General features: G+C 70.9%; 16 protein-coding genes. 13 read left to right on the top strand and 3 right to left on the bottom strand.

From position 1 onward, the window contains the following. Positions 1-4: 4 nt before the first annotated feature. The gene (locus HMPREF0063_RS07835; RefSeq protein WP_007078128.1) at positions 5-463 is read right to left on the bottom strand and encodes an ASCH domain-containing protein; all 459 of its coding nucleotides are present in this window, start codon (positions 461-463) and stop codon (positions 5-7) included. Further along, on the bottom strand, positions 460-1962 hold the full coding sequence (locus HMPREF0063_RS07830; protein WP_156794068.1) for a leucyl aminopeptidase: 1503 nt from the start codon (positions 1960-1962) through the stop codon (positions 460-462). The genes HMPREF0063_RS07835 and HMPREF0063_RS07830 overlap by 4 nt, the downstream gene beginning before the upstream one ends. A 37-nt stretch (positions 1963-1999) precedes the next feature. Here HMPREF0063_RS07830 and gcvT point away from each other — a divergent pair, with 37 nt between their 5' ends. Both gcvT and HMPREF0063_RS07820 read left to right on the top strand, forming a co-directional pair. Then, positions 2000-3112, top strand: a complete 1113-nt coding sequence (gene gcvT, locus HMPREF0063_RS07825; protein ID WP_040320184.1) for a glycine cleavage system aminomethyltransferase GcvT — start codon at positions 2000-2002, stop codon at positions 3110-3112. A 3-nt stretch (positions 3113-3115) separates the two neighbouring features. After that, the gene (locus HMPREF0063_RS07820) at positions 3116-3313 is read left to right on the top strand and encodes a hypothetical protein (protein WP_007078125.1); all 198 of its coding nucleotides are present in this window, start codon (positions 3116-3118) and stop codon (positions 3311-3313) included. Positions 3314-3329: 16 nt separating this feature from the next. Here the strand turns inward: HMPREF0063_RS07820 and HMPREF0063_RS07815 are convergent, their stop codons facing one another. Continuing rightward, on the bottom strand, positions 3330-3878 hold the full coding sequence (locus tag HMPREF0063_RS07815; protein ID WP_007078124.1) for a DUF3043 domain-containing protein: 549 nt from the start codon (positions 3876-3878) through the stop codon (positions 3330-3332). Positions 3879-3917: 39 nt separating this feature from the next. Between HMPREF0063_RS07815 and HMPREF0063_RS07810 the strand changes: the two genes are divergently transcribed. The 11 genes from HMPREF0063_RS07810 to HMPREF0063_RS07760 all read left to right on the top strand — a co-directional run bounded on the left by HMPREF0063_RS07810 (position 3918) and on the right by HMPREF0063_RS07760 (position 14443). Next, positions 3918-4643 carry a PspA/IM30 family protein gene (locus HMPREF0063_RS07810; RefSeq protein ID WP_007078123.1) on the top strand — a complete coding sequence of 242 codons (726 nt, stop codon included), beginning with the start codon at positions 3918-3920 and terminating at the stop codon, positions 4641-4643. Further along, complete coding sequence (gene htpX, locus HMPREF0063_RS07805) at positions 4618-5511, top strand: zinc metalloprotease HtpX (protein ID WP_040320183.1); 894 nt, start codon at positions 4618-4620, stop codon at positions 5509-5511. Before HMPREF0063_RS07810 ends, htpX begins: the two co-directional genes overlap by 26 nt. 3 nt (positions 5512-5514) lie before the next feature. Beyond that, positions 5515-6081, top strand: coding sequence for a PspA-associated protein PspAB (pspAB, locus tag HMPREF0063_RS07800; RefSeq protein ID WP_007078121.1), 567 nt, complete (start codon positions 5515-5517; stop codon positions 6079-6081). A gap of 38 nt (positions 6082-6119) precedes the next feature. Further along, positions 6120-7403 (top strand): aspartate aminotransferase type Ic, encoded by a 1284-nt coding sequence (locus tag HMPREF0063_RS07795; RefSeq protein ID WP_007078120.1) that lies wholly within the window; start codon positions 6120-6122, stop codon positions 7401-7403. A gap of 25 nt (positions 7404-7428) precedes the next feature. Beyond that, positions 7429-8532 carry a glycerate kinase family protein gene (locus HMPREF0063_RS07790; protein ID WP_007078119.1) on the top strand — a complete coding sequence of 368 codons (1104 nt, stop codon included), beginning with the start codon at positions 7429-7431 and terminating at the stop codon, positions 8530-8532. A gap of 162 nt (positions 8533-8694) precedes the next feature. After that, on the top strand, positions 8695-9084 hold the full coding sequence (locus tag HMPREF0063_RS07785) for a HesB/IscA family protein (protein ID WP_007078118.1): 390 nt from the start codon (positions 8695-8697) through the stop codon (positions 9082-9084). 70 nt (positions 9085-9154) lie between these two features. After that, positions 9155-10126, top strand: a complete 972-nt coding sequence (locus HMPREF0063_RS07780) for a carbohydrate kinase family protein (RefSeq protein ID WP_040320182.1) — start codon at positions 9155-9157, stop codon at positions 10124-10126. A gap of 176 nt (positions 10127-10302) precedes the next feature. Further along, entirely contained in the window at positions 10303-11067 is a 765-nt protein-coding gene (gene ctaC, locus HMPREF0063_RS07775; RefSeq protein ID WP_245527748.1) for an aa3-type cytochrome oxidase subunit II, read from the top strand. After that, on the top strand, positions 11067-12827 hold the full coding sequence (gene ctaD, locus HMPREF0063_RS07770) for an aa3-type cytochrome oxidase subunit I (RefSeq protein ID WP_007078115.1): 1761 nt from the start codon (positions 11067-11069) through the stop codon (positions 12825-12827). Before ctaC ends, ctaD begins: the two co-directional genes overlap by 1 nt. Next, positions 12824-13219: a cytochrome c oxidase subunit 4 gene (locus HMPREF0063_RS07765; RefSeq protein WP_007078114.1), complete on the top strand. Its 396-nt coding sequence runs from the start codon at positions 12824-12826 to the stop codon at positions 13217-13219. Before ctaD ends, HMPREF0063_RS07765 begins: the two co-directional genes overlap by 4 nt. Before the next feature lie 60 nt (positions 13220-13279). Beyond that, complete coding sequence (locus HMPREF0063_RS07760) at positions 13280-14443, top strand: L,D-transpeptidase (protein WP_007078113.1); 1164 nt, start codon at positions 13280-13282, stop codon at positions 14441-14443. Positions 14444-14672: the final 229 nt, after the last annotated feature.

The raw sequence follows: 14672 nt of genomic DNA, 5'->3' as shown, positions 1-14672 counted from the left end.
GCCGTCAGTCGGCTATCCCGGGCGGCCAGACGACGGTGAAGCGTTCGAAGACCGTGGGGAGGTCGTCGACGTCGTCGCGTCCGAGGGTCCGGCGGAAGTAGGCGCGGTGGCCGCGCAGCCAGTCGTCCCGCGACCGGTCACCCTCACCCTCGTCCCACGCGAACGCCTCGTCGACGCTGACGAGCGGGCCGTGCCGGACCTCGGTCGTGCGCAGCACGGCCTGAGCCGTCCCCGCGCCGTCGGTGACGATCCAGTGCCCGCCCTGCACCACCGCGTCGCCGTCGTGTTCCACCGTGCCCGCCGTGGCCCGCTTGCGGCCCTCGACGACGAGCGCCAGGAGCTCGTCCGCCAGGGCGGGGGAGTCACCGAAGCACTCCACGACCGGCAGGTCGCCGGCGTGCTCGGGGTGGGCCGCGGTGTAGGCCGACCACAGCACCGCGGCGGAGTCCGAGTCCGGTGTCACCGCTCCGCGAGGTGTGCGGCGAGCCGCACGAGGGTCCGCACCGAGAATCCGGTCCCGCCGACGGGGATCTCGTCGTACGCGGACCCCTCGTTGAACGACGGTCCCGCGATGTCGAGGTGCGCCCAGGAGGTGTCGCCGACGAACTCGCGCAGGAAGGCCGCGGCGAACAGGGTCCCGCCGGACGGCTTGGGGTTGTGCTGCCGCAGGTCGGCGATCGACGACGACCGCACCGTGGCCCGCATCTCCTCGGCGATGGGCAGCGGCCACATCGGCTCGCCGGCGTTCCGCGCGGCGAGCAGGACGGCGTCGGTGAGCGCGTCGTCGTTGCCGAGCACGCCGGCGGTCCGCTGGCCGAGGGCCACCACGCACGCACCGGTCAAGGTGGCGACGTCGACGATGTGGTCGGGCCCGGTCTCGGCGGCCAGACTCAGCCCGTCGGCCAGGACGATCCGACCCTCGGCGTCGGTGTTCAGGACCTCGATCGTGGTGCCGTTGCGGATCGTGAGGACGTCACCGGGGCGGGTGGCGGAGCCGCTCGGCATGTTCTCGGCCAGGCAGGCGTACGCCGTGACCCTCAGGGGCAGACCCAACCGGGCGATGGCGACGGTCGCGGCGACGACCGAGGCCGCACCCGACATGTCGATCTTCATCGTCGCCATCCCGGCGCCGGTCTTGATGGACAGGCCCCCGGAGTCGAACGTGATCCCCTTGCCCACCAGGGCCAGGTGGCCGGTCGCGTCCTTGGGCTCGTACGACAGCGTCACCAGGCGCGGTGGAGCATCCGATCCCCGTCCGACGCCCAGGATGCCGCCGCACCGCTCCTTGGCCAGACGCTTCTCGTCCCACACCGCCACCTTGACGTGGTCGCCGGCGAACTCGGTGATCGACTCGGCGAAGTCGGCGGGCCGCAGGTCGCCGGGCGGCGTGTTGGTCCAGTCCCGGGCCCGGGCCACGGACTCGGTCACCATCAGGGCGTCCTCGAGCGCGCGCTGGGCGCTGCTCTGCCGCGCGAACGGCGTCAGGACGACGGCGGAGGTGACCCTCGGCTTCTCGGCCGCATCCGCCGCGCGGGTGCGGTAGGCCTCGAACCGGTAGCAACCGAGCCGGACGCCCTCGGCGATCGCGACGGCCTCGTCGACACCGGCCGGGTGCAGCGCCACGGCGACCGAGCCGCGGCGAGCGGCCCTGATCCCGCGGGCGGCCGCTGCTCGCAGCTGCGCCGCGGTGGGCTCGGCCGGCAGCGCCACGGCGACGACGACCGCGGCCGTGGCCAGGTCCCCGGCGGGAAAGCTGACGACCTGGTCGGTCTCGCCGGTGAAGCCCATGGTCTCCAGCACGTCGGCGAAGCCCTGCCGGTCGTCGTCCCCCCGGATGCCCAGCACCAGTACGTCGGCCTTGGCCGTCTCGGGCTTGGCGGTGCTGAGGGTGACCGGGGGGAGGGGGGTCGTCGACCCGGCCCGGGGGGCGCGGTGCGCGGACGTGGATGAGGCGGTGGGCATGTCGGCCACTGTAGTCGCGGCCGCTAGGTTGACCCGCATGGATCTGCTGCACTCGCCGCTGCACGACCGACACGTCGCCCTGGGCGCGAAGTTCGCCGAGTTCGGCGGCTGGAGCATGCCGCTGGACTACTCCGGGCCCGGCGGGGACGGTGGGGTCCTGGCCGAGCACGCGGCCGTCCGCGGTGGGGTGGGACTGTTCGACGTCAGTCACCTCGGCAAGGCCGTCGTGCGGGGCACCGGCGCCGCGGACTTCGTGAACGAGTGCCTCACCAACGACCTCGGGCGCATCGGTCCCGGTCAGGCCCAGTACACCTTGTGCTGCGCCGACGACGGCGGCACCGTCGACGACCTGATCGCCTACCTGCGCAGCCCGTTCGAGGTCTTCCTGATCCCCAACGCCGCGAACACCGCCGAGGTGGTGGCCCGACTCCGGGCCGAGGCGCCGGAGGGGGTCGAGGTCGTCGACCAGCACCGTGACTTCGCCGTGCTCGCGGTGCAGGGCACGCTCAGCGACGAGGTGGTCTCGGCGCTCGGTCTGCCGACCGATCACGCCTACATGTCGTTCGCCGACGCGCGGATCGCCGGCCACGACGTCACGGTGTGTCGCACGGGGTACACCGGTGAGCGCGGCTACGAGCTGGTGGTGCCGACCGACGCCGCCGTCGACGTCTGGGACGCCGTCCTGGCGGCCGGCCGGCCGCACGGCATCCGCGCCTGCGGTCTCGGAGCCCGCGACACCCTGCGGACCGAGATGGGCTACCCCCTCCACGGTCACGAGCTGTCGGCCGAGATCAGCCCGGTCATGGCGCGCGCAGGGTGGGCGGTCGGCTGGTCCAAACCGCGGTTCTGGGGTCGTGAGGCCCTGCAGCGTCAGCGGGAGGAGAAGACGGTGCGCACGCTGCGCGGGCTGCTGGCCCAGGGTCGCGGCATCCCGCGGCCCGGCATGGTCGTCCGTAACGGCGACGGTGCGGTGGTCGGTGAGGTCACGTCGGGCACCTTCTCGCCGACGCTGCGTCAGGGTGTCGCCCTGGCGCTGCTGGAACCGGGCGTCGAGGTGGGCGCCTCGGTGGGGGTCGAGGTGCGGACCCGGCAGGAACCCTTCACGGTGGTGGCACCGCCATTCGTCGAGTCGTCGACCAAGGAGAGCTGAACCATGGGCTGGAGCTGGACCTACGAGACCGCCGACGGGACGCCGACCGGTGGTCGCTCACCGGAGTTCGAGAACCGCGGCGACGCCGAGTCGTGGGTCGGGGAGACCTTCGGTGACCTCGTCGAGGAGGGCGTCGACCAGGTACGACTCTTCGACGGCGACACCGAGGTCTACGGACCGATGTCGCTGCACCCGTCCTGAGCCGGGGCGAGCGCCCTCAGTAGCGCGCCTTGAACTCCCCGCCGCGGGCGATCGCGACCTTCGGCAGGCGGAAGCGGCGCAGCTGGGACGAGCGCAGCACCGCGTAGGACACCGCACCCTTGTGGGGGGTCTCGGGGAACCGCTCCCTCAGCGCCTTCTTCATGCCGCGGAGCAGGACGATCTCGTCGACGACCGTGCCGAGGACGGCGAAGGCCCACAGGAACGCGACGGCGCTGACGGCCCACGGGGTGTTGACGAAGTTGATGAGCAGGATGAGGACCAGCAGGGGCAGCAGGTACTCGGCCACGTTCCAGCGCCGGTCGACGTAGTCACGGACGAAGGCCTTGACGGGACCGCGGTCACGCCGCGGGAGGTGGTCGCCCGCGCCGCTGCGGAGCGCCTCGCGCTGCTTGGTGCGCAGCTCCTCGCGGGCGCGGCGTTCGCGCAGCATCTTCTCCTTGCGGGTCAGTGGCTGCTTCATCTGAGCCCTGCGCGCCGCCTCGGCCTCCTTGCGGCTGGGGGTCGGTCGGCCCTTGGCGGCGGGGGTGGAGGAGTCGTCGGTCACGGCCCCACCCTATCCGGGGCCACCCCGTACGCTGCGGGCATGGGGATCGCAGACCGGCTGAGGCGGGTGGCCCGCGCATGGCGGGGGTCGGACGACCCGGCCGACCTGGCCGGACGGCTGGACGACACGTACCGCGAGCAGATCGTCCTCCTGCAGCAGGTGAGTCGTGGTGTGGCGGACCTGGCCACCCACCGCAAGCGGGTCGAGCTGCAGCTCACCAAGCTGAGACACCAGGCCGAGCAGCTCGACGAGCAGGCGAAGGTGCGGGTCGCGGCGGGGGACGACGACGGCGCTCGTGCGGCCCTGACGCGACGAGCGGCGCTCGTCACGGCCGCCGACGAGCTGGGTGACCGTCACGCCGACCTCGTCAGCGACGAGGCACGCCTGCAGGCGACGGCCGCGGACCTGCAGGCGAAGGTCGATGCCTTCCGGCTGCGCAAGGACACCCTGGTGGCCCGCCGCTCGGCGGCCACCGCCAGGTCGGAGATCACGCGGGCCACGACCGGCATCAGCTCGTCGAGCAGCGACGTGGGTCAGGCGATGGCCGAGGCCGAACGCCACACCCGCGAGCTGGACGCCCGCTCCGACGCCGTCGACGAGTTGGTGGCCGAGGGCATCATGGACGGTCCCGGCGGCCCGGCGCCGACCGGCCACGCCGAGTCCGAACGGTGGGATCGGGCCTTCGAGGCCGCCGACCCGCACCGGGCCCCCGGCGAGGATCGCAGCGAAGGAGGGTCCGGTGGCCAGAACCAGATTCAGGGGTGACCGCGGGCTGACCCTCCGCATGGGCGGCGTCAGCCTGGCGCTCGGCGCGATCTACGTGGTCTTCGGTCTCGTGCTGATGCAGACCGGCCTCGGGGCGTTCGGCATCGTGATCGTGCTGGCCATCGCCTGGGGTCAGTGGTACTTCTCGGACTCCCTCGCGCTGAAGTCGATGGGCGCCAAGGTGGTCGAACCGCACCAGGCCCCGGAGCTGCACGCCATGATCGACCGGCTGTGCGTGCTCGCCGACATGCCCAAGCCGCGCGTCGCGGTGGCGGTCACCGACGTGCCGAACGCCTTCGCGACCGGCCGTACACCGAAGCACTCCGCCGTGTGCGTCACCACCGGCATCATGCAGCGCCTCGACGCCGAGGAGCTGGAGGGGGTGCTGGCCCACGAGCTGGCCCACGTCGCCAACCGTGACGTCACCGTCATGACCGTCGCGACGTCACTGGGTCTGCTCGCCGGCCTCGTGACGCGGTACGGCTTCTACTTCGGCGGCGGTGGCCGCGGCCGCGGCAACAACAACAACCTGCCGTTCATCGTCGTCTTCCTCGTCAGCATCGTCGTGTACTTCCTGTCGTTCCTGCTGACCCGCTCGCTGTCGCGCTACCGCGAGCTGAGCGCCGACCGGTCCGGTGCGTACCTCACCGGCCAGCCGTCGAAGCTGGCCTCGGCCCTGATGAAGATCTCGGGCGACATGTCCCGGATCCCCAGCCGGGACCTGCGCGAGACCGGCGCCGTGAGCGCCTTCTTCTTCGCCCCGGCCCTCAACCGGGCGTCGGTCTCGGCGATGTTCTCGACCCATCCGCCGCTCGACCAGCGCGTGCAGCAGCTCAGCCGCATCAGCGCCGAGCTGTCGGAGCGCTGAGCGATGGGTCTGTTCGACTCCCTGTTCGGCCGGAGCACGCCGCCGCAGGCCGACATCGGGGTGCTGTTCCAGGTGCCGCAGGCGGCCATCTCGCTGGAGACGCAGGGGTTCGGCTTCGCCGGGCTCGGGGCCGTCTGCTACCGCGACGCCGAGGGGTACGCCGACGACGCGGCGGTCGACGAGGCGCGGGAGCTGGTCGGTCTCGACCCGGCGGCGACCGTCGAGCGCACCGTCGACCGGTTCGGGTTCCACTGGGTCACGGTCCGCCGGTCCGCCGACGTCGGCGGCATCGTCACCGACCTCCACGCCGTCAACACGACCCTGGTCGAGGCCGGGTTCGGGGCGTCCCTGCTGTGCTCCACCGTCGTGTTCACGACCCCTGCGCTCGAGCGACTGGCGCTGGTCTACCTGTTCAAGCAGGGCACGTTCTACCCGTTCGCGCCGCTGGCCGGTCAGCGGCGCGACAACGCCCTGGAGCTGCAGGTACGGGGTCTGGTCGAGTCCGACGTGCCCGTCGAGCCGGACCTCGGCCGGTGGATGGCCCTGTGGGGCTCTCCCGGACTCGACTGACCCGCCCCGCCGGTCACCGGGCCGGGTACGTTGGGACCGTGACCTTCGACGCTCTCTCCCGCGACCGGATCGAGACCCTGCACGCCGAGGCGGAGCAGGCCTACCGCACGCTCGGTGAGGCCGGGCTCACCCTCGACCTCACCCGCGGCAAGCCGTCGCCGGCACAGCTCGACCTGTCTGCAGGGCTGTTGTCGCTGCCCGGCACGGACTTCCGGGCTGCCGACGGCACCGACACCCGCAACTACGGGGGACTCACGGGCCTGACCGAGCTGCGCGAGATCTTCGCCGAGCTGCTGGGCATCCCGGTGGCCCAGCTGCTCGCGGCCGACAACGCCAGCCTGGCGCTGATGCACGACACCCTGACCTTCGCGATGCTGCACGGGACCCCCGACTCGCCCGCACCGTGGGGCGCCGCTCCGGTCAAGTTCATCTGCCCGGCGCCCGGCTACGACCGGCACTTCGCCCTGACCGAGCACCTGGGCATCGAGATGCTCGTCGTCGACATGCTCGACGACGGCCCGGACCTCGACCAGGTCCGCGCCCTCGTCGGCGACCCGGCGGTCAAGGGCATCTGGCTCGTCCCGACCTACGCCAACCCCACGGGCGCGGTGGTCAGCCACGAGAAGGCGGCGGCGCTGGCCGCGCTCGAGACCGCCGCACCGGACTTCCGCATCTACTGGGACAACGCCTACGCGGTCCACCACCTGACCGACGAACGCACGACCACCGCCGAGATCGTGGGACTGTGCGCCTCCGCGGGCAACCCGAACCGGCCCCTGGTGTTCGCGTCGACCTCCAAGATCACGTTCGCCGGGTCGGGTGTCAGCTTCTTGGGCGGCTCGCCCGAGACCATCGCCTGGTACCTGCGGCACGTCGCCTTCCGCACGATCGGTCCCGACAAGGTCAACCAGCTGCGACACGCCCGCTTCCTGCAGGACGCCGAGGGCGTGCACCGGCTGATGGACGGTCACCGCGCCGTCCTGGCCCCGAAGTTCGAGGCCACGCTGCAGATCCTGGCCGAGCGGCTCGGGCCGCACGACGTGGCGACCTGGACGCGGCCCCGAGGGGGATACTTCGTCAGCCTCGACGTTCCCGACGGGACCGCCACCCGGGTCGTGGCGCTGGCGAAGGCGGCCGGCATCTCGCTCACCCCCGCCGGCGCGTCGTTCCCCTACGGCCGCGATCCGCGGGACCGCAACATCCGCATCGCCCCGTCGTTCCCGTCCATGACCGACCTCACCGCCGCCATGGACGGGCTGGCGACCTGTGTCCTGCTCGCCGCGACCGCGCAGGCGCTGGAGTCAGGGACAGGCCGATCCTGACCATCGACGGCGCCGGACGGCCCGGGTGAAGGTCCTCGTCGCACCCGACAAGTTCGCGGGCACGCTCAGCGCCCCCGAGGCGGCCACGGCGATCGCCGAGGGGTGGCGACGCACGGCACCGGACGACCGGTTGACCCTGGCCCCGATGGCCGACGGCGGACCCGGCTTCATGGGGGTGCTGCACCAGGCGCTGGGCGGCGACGTGTCGGTGGTGACCGTCGACGGACCGTGGGGTGACCCCGCCCCCGTCAGCCTGCTGCGGGTCGGCGACACGGTGTACCTGGAGTCCGCCCAGGCGTGCGGGCTCCACCTCGGACGAGGGGGCGACGCGGACCGGGCCACGACGCTCGGGGTGGGCCAGGCCGTCCTCGCGGCGGTGGAGTCTGGCGCGCGGCACGTCGTGGTGGGACTGGGCGGCAGTGCGACCACCGACGGCGGTGCCGGCCTGCTGGCCGGACTGGGCGCCGTGGCCGACGTGCCCCTCGGCGCCGGGCCGCACGGGTTGGAGGGCATCACCCGGGTCGACCTCGCTCCGGCGCTCCGCCGCCTCCGGGGCGTCACCCTCACGGCCGCGACCGATGTCGACAGCGTGCTGCTGGGCATGTTCGGCGCCGCACGGACCTTCGGCCCGCAGAAGGGACTCGACGACGCCGCGATCCTCGTCGTGGACCGGCAGCTCGACGCCTTCGTCGACGTGGTGTGCGGTCCCACCCCGGCCGAGCGGCGGGTCGCCGACCGGCCCGGTGCGGGCGCGGCCGGTGGTCTGGGGTTCGCCCTGCTCCTGCTGGGGGCCGAGGTCACCTCGGGCATCGGGTTGGTCGCCGAGCACACGGGTCTGGCCGATCTCGTCGCCACCCACGACCTGGTCCTGACGGGGGAGGGGTCCTACGACTACTCCTCCCGGGCCGGGAAGGTCGTGTTCGGCGTGGCCCGCGTGGCCGCGGAGCTGGCCCGACCGTGCGTCGTGCTGGCCGGGCGGGTCGACGTCGGGTCCCGCGAGATGCGGGCGATGGGGGTCGAGTCGGCCTACGGGGTGGTCGACCTGGTGGGCGAGGAGCCGGCGATGTCGCACCCCGCGCGTTCCCTGCAGGCGCTCGGCGCACGGGTCGCCCGCACCTGGTCGCACTGACGGGCCCGCCCGGACCTGCTCGCACGGACGGGGCCGCCCGGATCGGATCGCGGTGTTCGGGGTTGTCGGCACCGCCGCGTACGATGGAACAGATCCGCGCGGGCGGGCGTTGACACCAGCGACCGACCCCCAGCACGACGCACACCGAGCCCGGGAGATGACATGAGCATCGACAGCACCACGGACGCCGACCTCCAGACCTCCACGCCGGACGCCACCGCCCCGGCCACCAGCGTGACCCTCAGCCAGGGCGCGACCGAGAAGGTGTCGAGCCTGCTCGCCCAGGAGGGTCGTGACGACCTGGCCCTGCGCATCGCGGTCCAGCCCGGCGGCTGCTCCGGCCTGCGGTACCAGCTGTTCTTCGACGAGCGCTCGCTCGACGGGGACCAGGTGTTCACCTTCGACGGCGTCAACGTCGTCGTCGACCGCATGAGCCTGCCGTACCTGGGCGGAGCCACGATCGACTTCGTCGACACCATCGAGAAGCAGGGCTTCACCATCGACAACCCGATGGCCACCGGCTCCTGCGCTTGCGGCGATTCCTTCCACTGAGCCGCCCGACACCCGCCTGACCCGCCACGGCCCTGCGCGAACGCGCAGGGCCGTTGCCTATGCTGTGCGGGTGCATCTCGCCATCGCCGGTTCCATCGCGACCGACCATCTGATGACCTTCCCGGGACGGTTCACCGACTCCCTCGTCCCCGAGGAGCTCGACAAGGTCGCCTTGTCGTTCCTCGTCGAGGACCTCGACGTCCGGCGCGGAGGATGTGCCGCGAACATCAGCTTCGCCCTGGCCAGCCTCGGCCACCGGCCGGTGCTGGTCGGCTCGGTCGGCAAGGACTTCGACGTCGAGTACCGCGGTTGGCTGGAGTCGGCGGGTGTCGACACGTCGTCGGTGCGGGTCTCGGAGTCCCGCCACACCGCCCGGTTCGTGTGCACCACGGACTCGACGCTCGCGCAGATCGCCTCGTTCTACGCCGGCGCCATGTCCGAGGCCCGCGAGATCGACGTGCTCGGGCTCGGCCACGCGTTCGACCTCGTGCTGATCGGCCCCGACGACCCCGAGGGCATGCTGCGGCACACCGCTGCGTGCCGCGACGCCGGCGTGCCGTTCGCCGCCGACCCGTCCCAGCAGCTCGCCTTCGCCGACGGTGACATGATCCGTCTGCTGGTCGACGGCGCCACCTACCTGTTCAGCAACGACTACGAGGCCGCCCTGATCGAGCAGAAGACCGGCTGGACGTCCGCCGACGTGCAGTCCAAGGTCGGCACCCGGATCGTCACCCGCGGCAAGGACGGGGTCTCGGTGTACACCGCCGACGACGAGGTCCACGTGTCCGCGATCCCCGGGCTGGTCGCCGTCGATCCGACCGGCGTCGGCGACAGCTTCCGGGCCGGGTTCCTCGCCGGCGTCGCGGCCGGCCTCGGGCTCGAGCGCTCGGCGCAGATCGGTTGCACGATCGCGGCCAGCGTGGTGCTCACCAAGGGCACGCAGGAGTACACGTTGGACCGGCAGAGCTTCCTCGACCGGCTCGGGTCGGCCTACGGCGACGTCGCCGCGGCCGAGGTCGGCGACGCCCTGGCGCTCGCGTGAGCGGCCCCCGTCGCACCGGCCCCGCGAAGGTTGCCCTCAGCGAGAGCCGGACGGCCGGCTGGGATACCCTGAGCATGTCGTTGCGTGACGTTCCTGCACCAGAAAGGCGCCCCGTGGGTCGGTTGAAGTTGGCGTTGCTCGCTGTCCTCGCGTTGGTCCTCAGCGGTTGTTCCCCCGTGGACGACTCCCAGATCATGCGGCTGGCCCTGCCGGTCGCCGGCAGCGACCGCACGCAGGCCATGTGGAACCTGTGGCTCGGCGCGTGGATCGCGGTCCTGGTGGTCTTCCTGCTGGTCTTCGGCCTGATGGTCTGGGTCATGATCCGCTACCGCCGTCGCAGCGACGACGAGGTGCCGGTGCAGGTCCGGTACAACCTGCCGATCGAGGCGCTGTACACCTTCGCGCCGGTCATCATCGTCGCGGTCTTCTTCTTCCACACCGTCACCAGCCAGAACGAGATGCTCGAGACGGTCGAGAACCCCGACCACACCATCGAGGTCGTCGGGTCCAAGTGGCAGTGGGCCTTCAACTACCTCGACGAGACCGCCGTCGACGGCGAGGCCGTCTTCGACGTCGGTACGCCGGCTCAGCCCGCCGAGCTGTGGCTGCCGGTCGACGAGTCGGTCCGGTTCAACCTGACGTCCCCCGACGTGATCCACTCCTTCTGGATCCCGGAGTTCTACTTCAAGATGGACGTCGTCCCGGGTCGCGACAACACCTTCGACGTCACCCCCACCCGTGAGGGCACCTTCACCGGTCGGTGCGCCGAGCTCTGCGGCCTCTACCACTCACGGATGATCTTCACCGTCAACGTGGTGTCGCGGGCCGAGTACGACGACCACCTGGCCGACCTGGTCGAGCTCGGCCAGACCGGCGCGCCGGCCGGTGCGCAGGAGGCCCGGACCATCGCCGGGCTCAAGACGGACGGAGAGGCAGAGTAATGGCGACCGCAACCTTCGAGGCCGGCTCCTCGGCCGACCCGTCGGGCCACGGACCGGTCCCCGGCAAGACGCTGTCGCAGAAGGTCATCACCTGCCTGACGACGACCGATCACAAGGTGATCGGCAACATGTACCTGGTCACGTCGTTCATCTTCTTCATCATCGGCGGCCTCATGGCCCTGGTGATCCGGGCCGAGCTGGCCCAGCCCGGCACGACCTTCGTCGACGACGAGCTGTACAACCAGCTGTTCACGATGCACGGCACGATCATGCTGCTGCTGTTCGCGACCCCGCTGTTCTTCGGCTTCGCCAACGCGATCATGCCGCTGCAGATCGGTGCGCCCGACGTGGCCTTCCCGCGGCTCAACATGTTCAGCTACTGGCTGTACCTGTTCGGCGGCCTCATCACCGTCTCGGGCTTCATCGCTCCCGGTGGCGCCGCCAGCTTCGGCTGGTTCGCCTACGCGCCGCTGTCCGACGGGGTCAACTCGCCCGGCGTCGGCGGTGACCTGTGGGTGATGGGCCTCTACATGGCGGGTCTCGGCACGATCCTGGGTGCCGTCAACTTCGTCACGACGATCTTCTGCATGCGCGCACCGGGCATGACGATGTTCCGGATGCCGATCTTCGTGTGGAACACGCTGGTCACGAGCCTGCTCGTGCTGATCGCGTTCCCGATCTTCGCCGCGGCCCTGCTGGCGCTGGCGGCCGACCGGATGTTCGGTGCGCACGTGTTCGACGCCGCCACCGGCGGGCCGATCCTGTGGCAGCACCTGTTCTGGTTCTTCGGCCACCCCGAGGTCTACATCATCGCCCTGCCGTTCTTCGGCATCGTGACCGAGATCCTGCCGGTGTTCAGCCGCAAGCCGATCTTCGGCTACGTCGGACTCGTCGGCGCCACCCTGGCGATCGCCGCGCTGTCGGTGGCCGTGTGGGCCCACCACATGTACGTCACCGGCGCGGTCGACCTGGCGTTCTTCTCCTTCATGACGTTCCTGATCGCGGTTCCGACCGGCGTGAAGTTCTTCAACTGGATCGGCACGATGTGGGGCGGATCCCTGTCCTTCGACACCCCGCTCATCTTCTCGCTGGGCTTCCTGGTCACCTTCCTCTTCGGTGGTCTGACCGGCGTGGTCCTGGCGTCACCGACGCTGGACTTCCAGCTCTCGGACTCCTACTTCGTCGTCGCGCACTTCCACTACGTGGTGTTCGGCACCGTGGTGTTCGCGATGTTCGCCGGCTTCTACTTCTGGTGGCCCAAGCTCACCGGCAAGATGCTCGACGAGAAGCTCGGCAAGATCCACTTCTGGATGTTGTTCCTCGGGTTCCACCTGACCTTCCTCGTGCAGCACTGGCTCGGTGTCGAGGGCATGCCCCGTCGCTACGTCGACTACAGCCCGAGTGACGGCTTCACCACCCTGAACGAGATCTCGTCGATCGGCGCGTTCCTTCTGGGCGCCTCGACGCTGCCGTTCTTCCTGAACCTGTGGAAGACCCGCTCGGCGAAGCCGGTCGGGCTGGACGACCCGTGGGGCTGGGGTCGCTCGCTGGAGTGGGCCACCTCGTCCCCGCCGCCGCGTCACAACTTCGTCTCGCTGCCGCGGATCCGTTCGGAGAGCCCGGCCTTCGACCTGCACCACCCCGAGATCGCCGCTCTCGAGCTGGCCGACAACCCGGGGGAGAACGGGACCTTCGCCGACGCGCCGGACGTGTCCGGGCGCGGCGAGGTCGTCGATGACACGAAGGGTGACCCGTCATGAAGAACGAGCTGTGGACCATTGCCTTCTGCGGGGTGTTCTTCGTCCTGATCTCCCCGGTCTACTGGATCCTCACGGGGGACCCGACGGGCACCACCGCCCTGATCATGACGACGCTGCTGTGCGTGGTGCTCGGCTTCTATCTCGCCATCGTGGCGCGGCAGATCCCGGACCGTCCCGAGGACCGCAGCGACGGTGAGATCGCCGAGGGCGCCGGAGAGCTGGGCTTCTTCCCGCCCTACAGCTGGTGGCCGCTGTACTGCGCCCTGGCCTTCGGCGTCGTGGTGCTGGGCATCATCTTCGGCTGGTGGCTGTTCGCCATCGGTGTCGTCTTCGGCGGCGCAGCCCTGGTCGGGTGGACTTTCGAGTACTACCGCGGCATCCACGCGCACTGACCGACCCGCCTGAGTCCCGGGACGGTCGGTGGGTTGGCGGCGAGCACCTAGAATGACCGGGTGAGACCCGCTTCCCTCTGTGCCCTGCTCCTGATCGTGCTCGCCGGCTGCTCGTCGTCCGGCGGCGATCTGCTGGACCGTGTGCCGCCGGCACTCGTGACGACCAACATCGAGGCCGACGCGACGGCCGTCGCGGTCGACACCCTCGTGACGGTCGCGGTCGAGAACGGCACGCTGGCCGAGGTCACGCTGCTGGACGCCGAGGGGACCCCTGTCGGCGGGGAGGGCTCGGACACGAGCTGGACCGCGGTCGAGCGGCTCGAGCCGGGTACCGCCTACTCCTTGACGGCGACCGCCGAGGGCGACGACGGCGAACCGATGACGATCGAGCGCTCGTTCACCTCCCAGGACCTCACGCTGGACCAGCAGACCTACCCGTCGGTGGCGCCGCTGCAGGGTGAGACCGTCGGGGTGGGGATGCCGGTGATCGTCTACTTCGACCTGCCCGTCACGGACCGCGCGACCTTCGAGCGGGAGATGTCGGTCACGGCCGAGCCGCAGCAGGTCGGCGGCTGGCACTGGGTCAGCGACACCGAGGTGCACTACCGGCCCGAGGTGTACTGGCAGCCGGGGTCCACCGTGAAGGTCGACCTGGCCCTCAACAGCCTGCCGGCGGGGGAGGGCATCTACGGACAGCTCGACCAGGAGGTCGAGTTCCAGGTGGGCCGTCAGGTCATCTCGACGGTCGACACCGCCGCCCACACGATGAGCGTCTCCATCGACGGTCAGGTGGCCCGCACGATCCCGGTCACGACGGGCGCCCCCGACAAGGCCTCGCGCAACGGCACCAAGATCATCATGGAGAAGTTCGACGCGGTCGACATGGACGCGGCCTCGACCGGCGTCGACCTGACCGATCCCAACTACTACAACATCCCCGACGTGAAGTGGGCCATGCGTCTCACCAACTCCGGCGAGTTCGTCCATGCTGCCCCGTGGTCGGTGGCGTCGCAGGGGCGGGCCAACGTCAGCAGCGCCTGCGTGGGGATGAGCACCGAGAACGCGGGATGGCTCTACCAGAACTCCCAGCGGGGCGACGTCGTGGTGTTCACCGGCAGTCCGCGCCGACTGGAGCCGTGGAACGGCTGGACCGACTGGAACCTGGACTGGTCCCAGTGGCAGGCCGGTTCGGCCCTCGCCGGCGAGCCCGCGGTCGCCGGCTGACCGACGGCTGTCCGGCGGTGGGTGAGCAACCGGTCGCGCTGCCCAGCGGTAGGTGAGCAACCTGTCGGGCTGCCCGGCGGTGGGTGAGCAACCGATGTGGACCCTGGTGAGGTTGCTGACCTACCGCCGCGTTGGTGGTGAGGTTGCTCATCTACCGCCGGACCCTGGTGAGGTTGCTGACCTACCGCTGCCTGCAAGCGACTGACCCCGTCCGCGGCCCCGGAACGAC

The organism is Aeromicrobium marinum DSM 15272, from assembly GCF_000160775.2.
In the GTDB taxonomy this organism is placed as follows: domain Bacteria; phylum Actinomycetota; class Actinomycetes; order Propionibacteriales; family Nocardioidaceae; genus Aeromicrobium; species Aeromicrobium marinum.
The sequence above is the reverse complement of the archived record's forward strand: the minus strand, read 5'-3'. Positions and strand labels throughout refer to the sequence as shown.

Excerpts from the sequence above, each read along its gene's own strand:
- HMPREF0063_RS07830 (WP_156794068.1), bottom strand. The coding sequence starts at position 1,962 with ATGCCCACCGCCTCATCCACGTCCGCGCACCGCGCCCCCCGGGCCGGG.
- gcvT (WP_040320184.1), top strand. The coding sequence starts at position 2,000 with ATGGATCTGCTGCACTCGCCGCTGCACGACCGACACGTCGCCCTGGGC.
- HMPREF0063_RS07820 (WP_007078125.1), top strand. The coding sequence starts at position 3,116 with ATGGGCTGGAGCTGGACCTACGAGACCGCCGACGGGACGCCGACCGGT.
- HMPREF0063_RS07810 (WP_007078123.1), top strand. The coding sequence starts at position 3,918 with ATGGGGATCGCAGACCGGCTGAGGCGGGTGGCCCGCGCATGGCGGGGG.
- pspAB (WP_007078121.1), top strand. The coding sequence starts at position 5,515 with ATGGGTCTGTTCGACTCCCTGTTCGGCCGGAGCACGCCGCCGCAGGCC.
- HMPREF0063_RS07785 (WP_007078118.1), top strand. The coding sequence starts at position 8,695 with ATGAGCATCGACAGCACCACGGACGCCGACCTCCAGACCTCCACGCCG.
- ctaD (WP_007078115.1), top strand. The coding sequence starts at position 11,067 with ATGGCGACCGCAACCTTCGAGGCCGGCTCCTCGGCCGACCCGTCGGGC.
- HMPREF0063_RS07765 (WP_007078114.1), top strand. The coding sequence starts at position 12,824 with ATGAAGAACGAGCTGTGGACCATTGCCTTCTGCGGGGTGTTCTTCGTC.